The sequence below is a fragment of the Lactiplantibacillus dongliensis genome (assembly GCF_005405105.1).
Classification (GTDB): domain Bacteria; phylum Bacillota; class Bacilli; order Lactobacillales; family Lactobacillaceae; genus Lactiplantibacillus; species Lactiplantibacillus dongliensis.
Genome location: NZ_BJDK01000003.1, coordinates 113,249 through 127,247 on the forward strand (window position 1 = coordinate 113,249; position 13,999 = coordinate 127,247).

Genomic DNA, 13,999 nt, shown 5'->3' on the forward strand with positions numbered 1-13,999 from the left:
AACAGTCATTGTTCGTTAGAAAGGACTGAATCACCATGGCAAAAATAGAAGGATTAAGTCACGATAGTAAAATTCTGATTGCGGTTGCTGGGATTGCCTCCTACTTAGATGCCGCCCTACTAGTCAGTACCGGGATTGCCTTAACCATCTGGTCAACCCAATTCGCCGTCAATACTTGGTGGACTGGCATTATTAGTACAATGCTCTCACTGGCCGTCGCGCTTGGTTCATTTTTAGGTGGTCGCTTATCCGATCGTTATGGACGGGTTCGCGTCTTCAACCTTGATATTTTATTCACCGTTTTAGGGGCTGGCATTATTACCTTAGCCAACAGTTTTCCGATGCTCCTACTAGGATTGCTTGTTGCCGGACTAGCTTCGGGGGCCGATCTACCAACCTCACTAGCCGTTATTTCAGAACGAGTTTCGCATAAAAATTATGGGAAAGCCATCTCATCAACTGAAGTTTTCTGGGTCTTTGGGATTATTCTCTCACAAGCGATCGGCTTTATTACCGCTGGAACCGGAACGATGAGTCCCCGATATATGTTCGGCTGGCTAGCCTTAGTTGCCTTGGTGAACTGGGGTATCCGGGTTTTCTCCGGTGCCTTTAAAAACATTGAAACTAACCTAGCCGCTGCTAATACTGATTCGGACGCAACCGTTGATAGTCAAGAATCAACTAAGAAAGTTTCTTTAAAGTCATTGTTCAAGATGCCTCAATATTTATTACCAATGCTGACGTTAACCGGATTCTACCTATTTTGGAATATTCCCGCCAACACTTGGGGTTCTTTTGTTAACTACTTCTTAGTCACAGTCGGTCATCAAACCCAAGCAGTTTCAACTGGCTTAGGCTTAATCGCCAACATCGCTAATGTCGTTATTTTATATTTGGTTTACGTTAAATTAGCTGATACCAAGTATCGCTACGTGATGATGTATGTTGGCTTGATCATCTCATTCTTAGCCTTTTCATTATCCGGTATCTTTAGCGAGTACTGGCTAGTCTTCGCGGTCGCTTACGTCTTATATTCATCCGTCAACCTCTTTTGTGGGGAATCGGTTTATAAGATTTGGAGTCAATCGTTCTTCCCAACTGATGCTCGGGCTAGTGTCACCGGTTTCTCTTATGGGGTCGTGCGGGCGATTACCGCGCTATTCTCACTAGTGACCCCAACAATCATGGCCAAATCACCACAAATGTTGATGTGGATTCTCGTTGTCTGCGTCTTGTTTAACGCCTTGTTTGGCTGGACCGCAACCAAGTTAATTCGGAAATATCACGTTAAGGATCCCGTTTATAACAGTAAAGATTAGCTTCATCTAAAAATGGTTCTGAATGTTTGTTAGCAAACATTCAGAACCATTTTTTATATGCTGATCAATCTAAATCTAACGTAATCGGTTTATCTTTAGAATCTTCCTTTGGCTTTTTCTTTTCCAAGCCATTGTTCTCAATCACATCTTTGTACCAGTAGAATGACTTCTTCCGATACCGCTTCAACGTCCCATGACCTTCATCATCGAGATCAACGTAAATAAAACCATAGCGTTTACTCATCTCACCGGTTGAGGCACTAACTAAGTCAATGCAGCCCCATGGCGTATACCCCATCAAGTCAACACCATCAGCGATAGCCCCAGCCATGGCTTGAATATGCTGCTTCAAGTAGTCAATTCGATAGTCATCTTCAACATAGAAATTCTCATCGGGCTTATCGATTGCACCGAGACCATTTTCAACCACGAATAATGGTTTTTGGTAACGGTCGTAGAGCTGGTTTAACGCAATCCGTAAACCAGTTGGGTCAATCTGCCAACCCCAGTCACTAGCTTCAAGGAATGGGTTCTTAACCCCACCCATCAAGTTACCTTTGACCGTGTCCTCAACCTGACCAGTCGTTTCAACGGCAGATGACATGTAATAACTGAAACCAATATAGTCAACTGGGTATTGCTTGAGTAGCGCCAGTTCACCATCATTAGTTTCCAGATCATCAAAGGTCAGCCCGTACTTGGCTAACAACCGTTTCGTATAAGCGGGATATTCACCCCGAACTTGCACGTCACTGCAGAAGAAATTCAATTCTTGATTCTCTTGTAAATTAGCTAATTGATTCTTCGGATTAGCATCGTAACTGTAGCTGGTGGCGTATAAGATCATGCAACCGACACGGAGACCCTTCTTCAAGTTATGGGCAATCTTGACTGCTTTAGCACTGGCAACAAATTGATTATGCCAAGCTTGAAAGACGTTGCGCTTGTCGTTGGCCCCGGTTGAGGGTACCAATCCTTGCCCCATCACTGGAAAATGCGCCGCACTATTGATTTCGTTAAAAGTCATCCAATACTTAACTTTATCAGCGTACCGAGTTAGGATTGTCCGCGCAAAGTTTTCATAGAATTCGATCAAGTAGCGGTTCTTCCAACCACCATACTTTGTCGCCAAGTTTAATGGTAATTCGTAATGCGAAATCGTGACAACTGGTTCAATGTTGTGTGCCAAACATTCATCGATCACGGCATCATAAAACTTCAATCCAGCTTCGTTTGGCTGCGTTTCGTCACCATTAGGGTAAACTCGTGACCAAGCAATCGAGAAACGGTAACATTTAAAGCCCATCTCAGCGAATAACGCGATATCTTCCTTATAGTGATGATAAAAATCAATCCCCATATGGTTAGGATACGTGTACTTATCTTCATCAATCGTCCAATCAAAATCTGGTTGGGCCACAATCTTAAACCGATCCTTGCCACCTGGTAAGGCATCGGCAATGGATAGCCCCCGACCACCTTCTTGGTAGCCGCCTTCTAGTTGGTTCGCCGCCGTAGCGCCGCCCCATAAGAATCCTTCTGGAAATGCTGACATTTTCTCTCTTCCTTTCACCATGGCACTTAGCTATCAGAAACTAAGTTCATATGTAATACTTTCATGCTAGCAACTGTTGCAAGCGCTGTCAATTGCAGTCGGAAGAATTTAGCAAAATCAAAACCAATAAATAGTAAAACAACCTATTCCAGAGTTGCTAAAAATCTTAATAAGGCTTGATTGAAAGCTTGCGACTGTTCTGCCATTACAATATGACCAGCTTCTGGAACCACAACCGATTGCCCTTTAATGGCAGTCCTAGCAGTCACTGCAGCAAACGCTGAATCAAAATAAGGCGAGTTCTCACCAGCAATGATTAGAAATGGGATTGTTAAACCTGCAACGACATCTCGCCAATCCTGAAAAGCATGATCAACTAGTAATGGTAAAGTTGCCTTTTCATCAAATGGCGATTGCTTCGCGACCCTTTTGACTAACTTGTAAGTTGTATCGTCAATGTGTTTATGAGTTGACGGACCTAATGGATTATAAAAGTAATCCGGAAAGTCCGACCAAGTAACATCTTTAAATCCATATGGCCAATCCGTAGTATTAATCATTTTTGGTGTTTGATCAACATCAATCACAGCTTTAATTGATTGATCACCGAATAATGAAACATATGCGAACCAAGTTGCTGCTCCCATTGAGTTACCTAATAGAATTGGTTGTTTTAGCTTTAATTGCTGTATCAGCTCATAAGCATCCATAGCTCGACGACTCATTCGCAATCCCTTGCCAGTACGTTCCGACAATCCATGGCATCGACTATCAATGTTCACAACCCGATAGCCTGCAGTAACAAGTACCGAGACCTGTCCATGCCAGATTTCTTTAGATCCACCAAAACCAGTTAGAATAACGATTGGCTGACCTATTCCTTCATCAGTATAATCCAGAGTAATTCGATCTGAAGTTACAAATTTCATTTTGTCGTTCTCCTTAACTTATATGCGTAACGACTCCGTCAACCTAAAATGAGCTTACTAAAGTTATAAACTTCAGCAAGCTCATTTTTACAATCTAGACAGCAAACTCTTCACGAATCTGCTTAATAAACGCTTGCTGTTCTGGATCTTGAACAGTGTACGCTGGTACCGGAATCGGTTTTAAATCTGCATTAACAGCGATAAAGATGAAGATACCATTACCAATTGCTACTGGGTCACTGTCATAAGTCTGACGTCGCACTTCCACATGAAACGTCATTGTATGCCTACTAGTTTTAAGTAATGTGACACTAAAGCTAATATGATCACCAACGTGGGCTGGTTTTGCAAAGTTAAACTCTTTAATAGCCACCGTTAAAACTCGTGAATGTGTATACCGATTAGCCAATAAACCAATCGTAGAATCACAATGCTTAACCAACACCCCGCCATGTAAGATATTTAAATGATTGAGCATATCAGCATCTACAAAAAAGTCACCTGATTCAACTTGATAAAACGTATTTTTCTCCATCTTTACCGACCTCTTTTAATGTGCATATTATTGGATATCGCAGCGCGACTTACCGACCCCAGCCGCTATCACCACTGACATGTCGCATTGGCTGTTCATACTCAAGATGACCATGCTCAACCATCTTGGCCAACAAATGCTTACGGACTTTCCCCGAACCAGTCTTCGGCAAGGTTGCAACAACAGTCAATTTTTCAGGCCAAAACTTCTTCGCTACATCAGTTTTTTCAAAGAATTGTTTAACTTGTGTTAACGTTAACGGTAAATAATCTGGTTGCATCACAACAAATGCCCCAATAATTTCACCTAAACGCGAATTCTTCAAACCAACTACTGCGGCTTCTTTGATCCCCGGATGATGCAACAACTTCTGCTCAATAATATAAGCTGAGATGTTTTCACCACCGCGAATAATCATGTCCTTACTCCGACCATCAACTTCCAAAGCATCATCATCATTCCAATGCCCCAAGTCACCCGTTTGAAACCAACCATCAAGACTCAATGCCTTTTTAGTTTCTGCTTCATCATGATAGTATCCACTAAAGACAACTGGTCCACGTACCGCAATTTGGCCAATTCGATTAGCCGCTGTAATCTGACGTTGACGTTCATCCATTAGCTTTACTTGTACCCCATCAATTGGAAATCCTGCGGTCGTCTCACCTTGCTTCATTTTAAAATAAGCTGGTGACGTACATAAGAAGGGTGCACTTTCGGTTAAGCCATAAATATTATAAACCGGTAAGCCAACTTCTTTAGCTTTCTGCATCATATCATCACCTAAGCGAGCACCACCCGAAATAACTCGAGTCAATGTGCTAGGTTGTTTAAACCAACCCAAGATATCATAAATCACTGTTGGTACCGTTACCAAATAGGTACAATAATAACGATTAATTAAACGTTGTAGCCCTTCTACCGAATACCGTTGCATTAAGACTAACGTACTTCCAGCTAAAATAGTTGAAACTAAGCCATGATGGAACCCAATCGCATGGTACAGACCAGAAGGTAAAATTTGAACGTCTCCTGATTCAATCCCATACATCCGATTAAACTGTAACTCACTATATAATACGTTTTGATTAGATAACATGACACCTTTAGAATAACTAGTCGTCCCTGAAGTACATAGGATAACTGCTGGTGCAGGTTTAACATGCTCTTCATTAGATTTATTAGTAGGCTCTAACAGGATTAATGGCACTTGATTAAGCTTAATTCGATTGGTCATATAATCAATCTGACTGATATTTTCAAAGCTCAATGAATTGCGACCATCGGCTTGGGTAACAATCAAATCTGGTTGAAATCTACCAATTAACACGACCGCTTCTTCTTGATCCAAATGCGGATTTAATGGGAGCACCGTAATCTTACGTTTCAGGCAAGCAATAATTAATTGCACTTCAGTCATGCAAGTTGCCATTTGTACTGCAACTACATCACCTGCTGTTAATTGCAATTTATCTAAAAACTTAGCAGCATGTTCACTTAATTCATCAAACTCACGGTAAGTAACTTGACGATCTGCTTGAGCCAAAAAGATTTTATCAGGTGTCTTTTCACAACGTTCCTGCCAGACTTCCGCAATGGTTAGAGGAAAGGTACTGGCTGTAGGTAATTTATATGAACCAATCATTATGCCGGACCTCCTTTTAACTTGGTACCGGTGCCGACAACTCGCTTAATAATTGCTTAACCACGGTTTCGCCGTCACCAATAATCCCGTAATCTGCTAACTTAAAGATTGGTGCTGCCGGATCAGTATTAATGGCAATAATACATTTTGACTGATCCATCCCAACAGTGTGTTGCAACGCACCCGAAATACCAACTGCGATATAGACGTCAGGCGCAACAACTTTGCCAGTCTGACCAACCATCGTCGACTTATCGACCCAGCCAGCATTAACTGCAACACGTGAAGCCCCTAAACTACCATGTAACTTATCAGCTAGTTGTTGCAACAATTCAAATCCTTCTGGACCTTGCATGCCACGACCACCGGATACAACAATTTTTGCAGTTTCCAAATCATTTTTCTTAAGTGGTAAAGCAGAATAATCGACTTGATCAGCTTGCGCTGGATTATCCACAGCTTTAACTGCCACTTTTGCTGCTGAACCAGTTACAACTTGCTCATTGACCCCAGTCATATCACAAGTCATAACGGCATTGGCATCACTAGCCAAGGTTACTTGCTGTAACATTGTTGCCTCTTCAGCTTTCTTTTGTGCAACGATGCTATCTGTCGTAACCGTCAACTGATTAACTTGCATAATGAAGTTTTCTTTTAATTCAGCTGCAACGCGTTTTGCAATACTTGTGGCACCCTTATCATTAGCAAATAAAATCAAAGAGTGGGCTTGTCCAGCAAAATATTCGCTTAACGCATTTGTGGTTTGTGCGAGATTAATTTTTGAAAATTGCGCATACGCCAGAATATCAATCTCTTTTAATCCGGCTGTTCCATACTTTTCTTCGATACCTTGATCAGATGGTGCTATCACCACCGCATTTAAATCATTGCCATCAAAATTATCTTGCGCGAAATGAATCAAATTCAAATTTTTATCTTCAAATTTCGGATCAGCTAATAATACTAAATAAATTGGTTGCTTTGTCATGGTAAACACCACCTTTTATAAAATTCCTTGTGTCTGTAATTGATCGACTAACTTGTTAACTGCTTGATCGTCATCAGCTAATTTATAAATAACTGCTTGTTTCTTCTGTTCTGGAATGAATGCCAACCGACTTGTTGGCGCTTCAGAGTTTAATTGATCCCAAACAGCCTGGTCAATCACAGTGATACTATCAACAGTAACTGCTTCTATTTCAGCACGTTTTGCAACCATCTTAGTTTTGAAGCTTGGTAGCCGAGGCTTGTTGATATCTTCTGTAACAGAGATCACAGCTGGTGTTTGCACTTTTCCGGTTAATTCACCCTTTTCCCATAAGGTTACATAGGACAATTGATCACCATCAACGTTTAAAGCATTAACATCATCAAAGTATGGTAATCCCAAACTATTGGCAATCGATGCACTAACGTAACCTTGCGGCATATCTAGTGCTTGATCACCTGTAAAGATAACATCAAAATCACCTAACTTTTTGGCTGCTTCAGCTAGAATAACCCCAACCGCACTATTATTGTCAGCACCGGCCTTTAATAAATCACTATTCACCGTTACGGCTTTGGTTGCACCTAATGCTAAGGCTGCTCTCAGTGCTTTTTCAGTTGCATCTGCACTACCATATGAAGCTACCGTAACCGTACCGTTTTGCCCATCAGCTAATTGTAAAGCTGCTTCAATCGCATTCTTATCAGCTGGGTTTAAAATTGCACCACTAGTTTCAGCTGTTAGTTGCCCTTGATCATCTAATTCTGGTTTTGTTGTGGGGACAATCACCCCTTTAATAAAGACTAGACTATTCATGAGATTCATCTCCTAATCGCTATATTCACGATTTAATTCATTCGCGATGGTGACGCGTTGGATTTGATTTGTACCTTCAAAGATTTGGAAGACTTTGCAATCTCGCATCAATTTTTCAACTGGGTAATCTTTCGAAACACCATAACCACCAAAAATTTGAACGGCATCTGATGTTGCTTTTTGAACGGCATCAGTAACAAATGTCTTGGTCATAGCGCCTTCCTTGCGAACCAGACTACCTTCATCCATCATTTTCATGGTGTTATTAACCATTAAACGTGAAGCTTCAGTTTGAGTTGCCATGTCGGCTAACATTTCTTGAACTGCTTCAAACTTAATAATTGGCCGATTAAATTGTTTACGTAACTTGGCATACTTAACTGATTCATCCAAGGCACGTTGCATAATTCCAACTGCCAAGGTTGCAACAAAGGCACGAGATAAGTTCAAGCTATTTAAAGCAACTTTTAATCCATGGCCTTCATCACCAATCCGGTTAGCTGCTGGTACTTTAACATGGTCAAAAGTAACATCAGTCGTGTTAGAGAGCCGCAAGCCCATCTTATCTTCATGCTTACCAGCTGCAATACCACCACGTGACTTTTCAACGATAAAGGCACTCAAGCCCTTATTGCCATCATCAGAGGTCCGGAAAATACCAACAAAAACATCTGCTAAACTACCATTAGTAATAAATGTTTTATCACCATTTAAGATATAATCGTCGCCTTCACGAGTCGCTGTTGCTTGAACAGAGCCCGCATCAGTACCTGCGTTAGATTCACTTAAAGCGAACGCAGCAAACTTACCTGGTGCAATAATATCAGCAAAATGTTGAACCTGTTCATCGGTCCCAGCAATCATTACTGAACGTAGTGCCACGAAAGTTGAAACTAATGTAATCGCGTACCCAGGATCATAACTAGCTAATTTTTCAAAAATCATTGCAGTGGTTGCATATGATAAGCCAGCCCCACCAAACTTTTCAGGGATTTCCAACATATGAAGTCCCATATCAAAAGCTGGTTTGAATAATTCTTCTGGACATTCACCTTTTTCATCACATTCTTTAACAACTTCTGGTGTTAAAGTTTCATCGGCAAATTCCTTTACCATTTTCAAAAAATCTTTTTGTTCATCCGTATATAACAATGCCATCGTTAATTCACACCCTTCTATTTAACAGGGTCGCCAATATGTCTAGTAGTGGCAGCTGCCCCATCATCCAATAGTTGATTAATCTTTTCATCAGAATAACCAATTTCACTCAAGACACTCTTAGTGTCAGCACCTTGTGGCCGTGAAACTTTCAAATCTGGATTTCCCATCGATGCAAAACGAACTGGGTTCGTAGGAATCATACGATCATTACCAGATGGGAATTTAATCTTCCGTAATTCATCGTTATCCAAAGCTTCATCATCTTTATAGATTTCAGTTGGTACATAGCAAGCTTCGAGTGGTAAATCATTTTCTTTAAAGATATCAACCCAATGCTGTAATGGTTGCTTCTTGAACTGCTCATCCAAAATACCAATAAATTCTTTATTCAAATTCTCAGCATTGATATGGTCAATATTGTTGTAACGCTTATTATCAACTAAATCTTTACGACCAATTAGCGTCATAACTTTGTTATAGTCGCGGTTAAAGACTGGAACACACATTACAAACCAACGATCATCACTAGTCTTAAAGCAATCATTGAATGGGTTAGCGACATTCAAACGACTCTTTGGATATTCGTTACCATATTGAGCCGAAACCATGGCAACATTTTGCATGAAGATTGCCGCGTGATGTAAGCTGACGGTCAATTTATCGCCTTTACCTTCGCGAGCTTGCTTTAATAAGGCGCCACAGATACCAGCAGCTAAACACATGGAGACTTGGAAGTCACCATAACCGTTAGCAGGGTTCATTGGGCTTTGACCAGCTTCCAAAGTTGTTCCTAAAACACCACCACGAGCCATATAAGACGTTGCATCAAAGCCAGCAGCATCCTTTTGTGGACCATGTTCGCCATAGCCTAGAACTTGTGCAAAAATCAATTTTGGAAATTTTTGTTTTAATGTTTCATAATCAATTCCTAAGTGTTCCAGTGACTTTGTCCGAACGTTAGTTACAAAGACATTGGCATCTTTCAATAAGTCGTAAAAGGCTTGCCGCCCATCATCTTTTTTCAGATTTAAAGTAACAAAACGTTTGTTTAGGTTTGAAATATCAAAGCCTAAGTTTTCGTCATCTGAATAGTGCATGTTGAAAACGGCACCTTGTGTCCGTTCAGCATCGCCCTTTGGAGGTTCAACCTTAATGACGTCAGCGCCCCATTCACCCAAAACTCGGGTAACGGTTGGTGCTGCCAAAAACGTTGTCATGTCAACAATACGTACTCCATCTAAAGTTTTACTCATGAAAACTTCCTCCTAAGTAAACATGCCGATAGCATGTGTTGGTTCTCACCTATACTATCGGCATGTTATGTGCGTTTTTATTATTCGATAATCCCGTCGTTAGCGATCAGCTTACGAGCTGCCGTTAAACGTTGTACTGAACGTGGACCTTCTTCAAGCCACATTGCACGGCAATCACGATACATCCGTTCAACAGGGCCGTAAGGGTTGTCTTCAAAGTAGCCAATCCCACCGAAGATTTCAAGGCAATAGTCAGAAACCAACTTGACAGTGTTAATACTGAATAGCTTGCACATTGCAGCCTTTTCTTCAATATCTTCGCCACGGTCATATTGTTCTGCTAAGTTGTGAAGCATAGTCCGTAAGGCAAAGATTTCAGTACCCATATCAGCAATTTCTTGTTGGATAGCTTGACGTTTTACAAGTGGTTTGCCAAAGGTTACACGATCTTTAGCCCGTGCAATTGACATTTCAAGCATCCGTTGGCTCATCCCTAAGTTACTTGAGGCAATGTGAGCACGTGAAATTGATAATGAAGCAATCGCAACGTGTAAACCGTCGCCTTCCTTACCAAGCAAGTACTTCTTGTTAACTCGCATGTTCGTAAACTTCAAGCCGGCATGACCAGCACCACGGCAACCCATCATATGAGGCATTGGTACAATTTCGTATCCTGGGGTGTCAACAGGTACATAGAAGGCACTCAAACGCTTGTCACCTTCAGCATCTGGATCTGTGACAGCGATTACATAAGCAGCGTCACTGCAGTCAGTATGTGAAATTAAAGTCTTTTCACCATTAAGAATGTAGTCATCACCGTCTTTAACAGCAGTCGTATGCAAGTCAGCACCAGTACCGCCACTTTCTTCAGTTAAAGCGAAACAAGTGAAGATGGTTTTATCTTGTAGCTTTGGCATGACTTCAGCCTTTAATTCTGGTTGGCCGAATTCATCCATAATCCGCCAGTTCAAATCAGCTGCATAGTGTAAATGCATCCGCATACCACCAGGGCCACGTGAGAACATTTCTTGTACTTGGAAGATTTGGTTGCAAGTTAAGCCAAAGCCACCATACTTCAATGGTAAAGCGAAACGATAAAGATCATTATCAATTGCTAATTCAAAGAATTTCTTTGGGAAACGGTTCGTAACTTCGACTTCTTTTTGTAAGTAATCGAATTCGTTTTCTGCTAAATGTTTAATTTGTTTCAAGTACAATGCGAATTCTTCATTCGTCATCTTTGTACCTGGTTTTGTGTGAACTAATTTTTTGGTTGGTTCGTAAGGTAATTTTTCTGTTGCTTCCATTATTTTGCACTCTCCTTAGTTTGTGATGCTCCGACGCCTTTAGCCATCAAGAACAAATCAATAATCAGACCAACTACAGCTACACCAATGGCAACCATGTAGGCAGGATAATAAGCTGCGGTCCCAGCACCTTTATTAATGAACAAAGCTGCAATTTGAGGACCAACTAATGAGCCAATTGCATAACCGAAAAACATTAAACCATAATTAATACCCGAATGAGTCGTCCCAAAGGCATTCCCAGTCAAGGTCGGATAGACCACTAGAACACCACCGAACGAAGCTCCTAAAAGGATTAAGAAGATCGTGAAGCTAACCAAACCGGTTGAGAATCTCAAACCAGCTAAGCCAATAATCGTTAACGCTAAGATACCTGCTAGTGTCTTAGTTTGACCCAACTTATCAGTAATCGTCCCAGTTAAGATCCGACCACCAAAATTAGCCAAAGTATTAACAACAACCATATTAGCAGCAACAATCGGCGTCATGCTAAGTTGCACTTGCGCAATCATTGATAACGATCCAATCAACATAATCCCAGCCGTACAAGCAATTGAGAACAATAATAACAATAACCAGAATTGCCACGTCTTAAGCATCGCTTGAGGAGTGTAATCATTGACAGGTGCGGCGGGATCCGTTGCACTTTTATCCTGATTTTGCTCCGTTGGCGTATCCATCATCCAACCAACTGCCCAGCAGATGACGAGATATGCTAATCCGATTGGAATGAACCCATTCATCCCATATTGGTCACATAGGATTGCGCCAGCTTTAGCCAAAACTAACGGTCCTAATGATGCGGCGGCTAACAAGAAACCTGAAACCGTACCCCGTTTTTCTGGGAACCATTTCAAGGCAGTTAGTAGGGCGGGATTATACATGATCCCATTCCCAGCGCCGGCCATCAAACCAACAGTGATGTAAAGGAAAAATAAATTATGAACGAAAGCGGTTAACAACCAGCCCAGCCCGAAGATTAATCCACCAAAATACATTAACTTCTTGGCACCGAACTTATCCATTATGTGCCCAGAGGCCACTCCGAAGCACGCCATGAAAAATTCATACAAGGTTAACGTCAATGCAACTTGAGACTCAGTGCCTCCTGTTGCATGTTGTAACGGAACTGAAAAGACTGAAAAAGCTGATGATGCTGCACAACAAAAGATAATCAGGAACGCGGCGGTAAACACATGCGATCGTCGAACTACTTTTGCATTAGTTGTTTCCATCACGAACCTCCTTCCTTTCGGGGTGAATTGGTATCGCTTTCTTACAAGTTCTAGTGTAGTGTGTTACCTCACAAATTAAAAATTCTTAAAAATGCGAAATCGATAACTTTTTTGAATAATCCTTTTATTTCGGCTTTAAAAAGCGTGATTGACCTATTTAACCATCAACTTTTTTTGTGATTTTTTTATCAAACGTGTTTTTAAAACCCGGGTTTCTCTAGGTGTCTTTGCTTGACATAGCAAAAGACTATATAATCATAGTCAAAGTCTATTTTCAATGGAAACCGTTTTCATTGTATTATATAGATAGATAATAATTGTTAAATAAATTAGTACGCTACCAGGAGGGATTTTTGTTGAACTTAAATCAGCTCTATTATTTCCGGACATTAGCAGAATATCAACATTATACAAAAGCTGCTGCGAAACTCTACATTAGTCAACCTAGTTTGAGTAACGCCATGAAGTCTTTGGAAAAAGAATTAGGTTGCGTGTTGTTTAAGAAATCAGGAAGAAATGTCCAATTAACCGAATATGGAAGAATGTTTTATAATACGACATGCTCAACGCTTAACATTTTGGATGAAGGTAAGCGGGAACTTCAGCAAAAGATCAAGAGTGATGCGGGAATTATTAATATTGCTTGTATTCCAACTTCAATTGGGACTCGGCTACCTAAGTTAATCAAACAATTCCAAACCAATAATACAAGTTCACCATATTTCATTTTGCATGATGAATTCTCATTACCAATTTTGGAAGGCCTTACCAATGGAAACTATGATGTCGGAATCTGTTCACGTGATGCCGACTACAAGGATCTTTCATTTATCCCATTCTTTTCCGAGAAAATTATGGTCATTGTTCAACCTGATCATCCTCTCGCTAAAGAAAAGTTGATTGATCCTAATATGCTCCGCCCCTATGACTTAGTCACCTATGACACCAATACGCCAATCGGTAACGCAGTTCATCAGGAATTAAATGCTAAATGTCCTAACTTATCATTTGCCGAAGCATTGGACAGTGAAATTACCATTGCCGGTCAAATTGCCGAAAATGGTTCTGTTGGAATTGTTGCTAATACGATGTTACTAGACACGTTTGATCTCAAAAAAATTCCACTTGATGTACCCAGTGATACTCGTATGGTCTATATCGCCTATAATCACACCCGCCAATTATCACCGGTCGTTCAACACTTTATTGATTACTTAAAAGGTGCTAAAGAATCTTATGAGGCATAAGTAGAAAGA

The 13,999-nt window shown here is 40.8% G+C and carries 12 protein-coding genes; 2 read left to right on the plus strand and 10 right to left on the minus strand.

Annotation, left to right across the window (positions count from 1 at the left end; all coding sequences use genetic code 11):
* Positions 1 to 35: 35 nt before the first annotated feature.
* Positions 36 to 1,319: an MFS transporter gene (locus tag FFM80_RS01245; RefSeq protein WP_223877269.1), complete on the plus strand. Its 1,284-nt coding sequence runs from the start codon at positions 36 to 38 to the stop codon at positions 1,317 to 1,319.
* A 64-nt stretch (positions 1,320 to 1,383) separates the two neighbouring features.
* On the opposite strand, the gene FFM80_RS01250 is transcribed toward FFM80_RS01245, so the two are convergent.
* The 10 genes from FFM80_RS01250 to FFM80_RS01295 form a co-directional block, all read right to left on the minus strand.
* Positions 1,384 to 2,874: a glycoside hydrolase family 1 protein gene (locus tag FFM80_RS01250; protein ID WP_137639159.1), complete on the minus strand. Its 1,491-nt coding sequence runs from the start codon at positions 2,872 to 2,874 to the stop codon at positions 1,384 to 1,386.
* A 143-nt stretch (positions 2,875 to 3,017) separates the two neighbouring features.
* On the minus strand, positions 3,018 to 3,803 hold the full coding sequence (locus tag FFM80_RS01255) for an alpha/beta fold hydrolase (protein ID WP_137639160.1): 786 nt from the start codon (positions 3,801 to 3,803) through the stop codon (positions 3,018 to 3,020).
* Between the two features lie 94 nt (positions 3,804 to 3,897).
* Positions 3,898 to 4,338 (minus strand): acyl-CoA thioesterase, encoded by a 441-nt coding sequence (locus FFM80_RS01260; protein ID WP_137639161.1) that lies wholly within the window; start codon positions 4,336 to 4,338, stop codon positions 3,898 to 3,900.
* Positions 4,339 to 4,387: 49 nt separating this feature from the next.
* Positions 4,388 to 5,983 carry a class I adenylate-forming enzyme family protein gene (locus FFM80_RS01265; RefSeq protein WP_137639162.1) on the minus strand — a complete coding sequence of 532 codons (1,596 nt, stop codon included), beginning with the start codon at positions 5,981 to 5,983 and terminating at the stop codon, positions 4,388 to 4,390.
* 16 nt (positions 5,984 to 5,999) lie between these two features.
* A complete protein-coding gene (locus FFM80_RS14745; protein WP_137639163.1) occupies positions 6,000 to 6,971 on the minus strand; it encodes an electron transfer flavoprotein subunit alpha/FixB family protein in 972 nt (323 codons plus the stop codon).
* Positions 6,972 to 6,986: 15 nt separating this feature from the next.
* Positions 6,987 to 7,787, minus strand: coding sequence for an electron transfer flavoprotein subunit beta/FixA family protein (locus tag FFM80_RS01275; protein WP_171001008.1), 801 nt, complete (start codon positions 7,785 to 7,787; stop codon positions 6,987 to 6,989).
* Between the two features lie 12 nt (positions 7,788 to 7,799).
* Positions 7,800 to 8,945: an acyl-CoA dehydrogenase family protein gene (locus FFM80_RS01280; RefSeq protein WP_137635130.1), complete on the minus strand. Its 1,146-nt coding sequence runs from the start codon at positions 8,943 to 8,945 to the stop codon at positions 7,800 to 7,802.
* 17 nt (positions 8,946 to 8,962) lie between these two features.
* Positions 8,963 to 10,201: a CaiB/BaiF CoA transferase family protein gene (locus FFM80_RS01285; protein ID WP_137635131.1), complete on the minus strand. Its 1,239-nt coding sequence runs from the start codon at positions 10,199 to 10,201 to the stop codon at positions 8,963 to 8,965.
* Positions 10,202 to 10,281: 80 nt separating this feature from the next.
* Positions 10,282 to 11,508 (minus strand): acyl-CoA dehydrogenase family protein, encoded by a 1,227-nt coding sequence (locus tag FFM80_RS01290; protein ID WP_137635132.1) that lies wholly within the window; start codon positions 11,506 to 11,508, stop codon positions 10,282 to 10,284.
* Entirely contained in the window at positions 11,508 to 12,743 is a 1,236-nt protein-coding gene (locus FFM80_RS01295) for an OFA family MFS transporter (RefSeq protein ID WP_137635133.1), read from the minus strand. The genes FFM80_RS01290 and FFM80_RS01295 overlap by 1 nt, the downstream gene beginning before the upstream one ends.
* 356 nt (positions 12,744 to 13,099) lie before the next feature.
* Here FFM80_RS01295 and FFM80_RS01300 point away from each other — a divergent pair, with 356 nt between their 5' ends.
* The gene (locus FFM80_RS01300; RefSeq protein ID WP_171001009.1) at positions 13,100 to 13,990 is read left to right on the plus strand and encodes a LysR family transcriptional regulator; all 891 of its coding nucleotides are present in this window, start codon (positions 13,100 to 13,102) and stop codon (positions 13,988 to 13,990) included.
* Positions 13,991 to 13,999 lie beyond the last annotated feature (9 nt).

Coding starts and splice junctions, on each gene's coding strand:
- FFM80_RS01290 (WP_137635132.1), bottom strand. CDS start 11,508: ATGGAAGCAACAGAAAAATTACCTTACGAACCAACCAAAAAATTAGTT.
- FFM80_RS01250 (WP_137639159.1), bottom strand. CDS start 2,874: ATGTCAGCATTTCCAGAAGGATTCTTATGGGGCGGCGCTACGGCGGCG.
- FFM80_RS01255 (WP_137639160.1), bottom strand. CDS start 3,803: ATGAAATTTGTAACTTCAGATCGAATTACTCTGGATTATACTGATGAA.
- FFM80_RS01280 (WP_137635130.1), bottom strand. CDS start 8,945: ATGGCATTGTTATATACGGATGAACAAAAAGATTTTTTGAAAATGGTA.
- FFM80_RS01245 (WP_223877269.1), top strand. CDS start 36: ATGGCAAAAATAGAAGGATTAAGTCACGATAGTAAAATTCTGATTGCG.
- FFM80_RS14745 (WP_137639163.1), bottom strand. CDS start 6,971: ATGACAAAGCAACCAATTTATTTAGTATTATTAGCTGATCCGAAATTT.
- FFM80_RS01295 (WP_137635133.1), bottom strand. CDS start 12,743: ATGGAAACAACTAATGCAAAAGTAGTTCGACGATCGCATGTGTTTACC.
- FFM80_RS01275 (WP_171001008.1), bottom strand. CDS start 7,787: ATGAATAGTCTAGTCTTTATTAAAGGGGTGATTGTCCCCACAACAAAA.
- FFM80_RS01260 (WP_137639161.1), bottom strand. CDS start 4,338: ATGGAGAAAAATACGTTTTATCAAGTTGAATCAGGTGACTTTTTTGTA.
- FFM80_RS01265 (WP_137639162.1), bottom strand. CDS start 5,983: ATGATTGGTTCATATAAATTACCTACAGCCAGTACCTTTCCTCTAACC.
- FFM80_RS01285 (WP_137635131.1), bottom strand. CDS start 10,201: ATGAGTAAAACTTTAGATGGAGTACGTATTGTTGACATGACAACGTTT.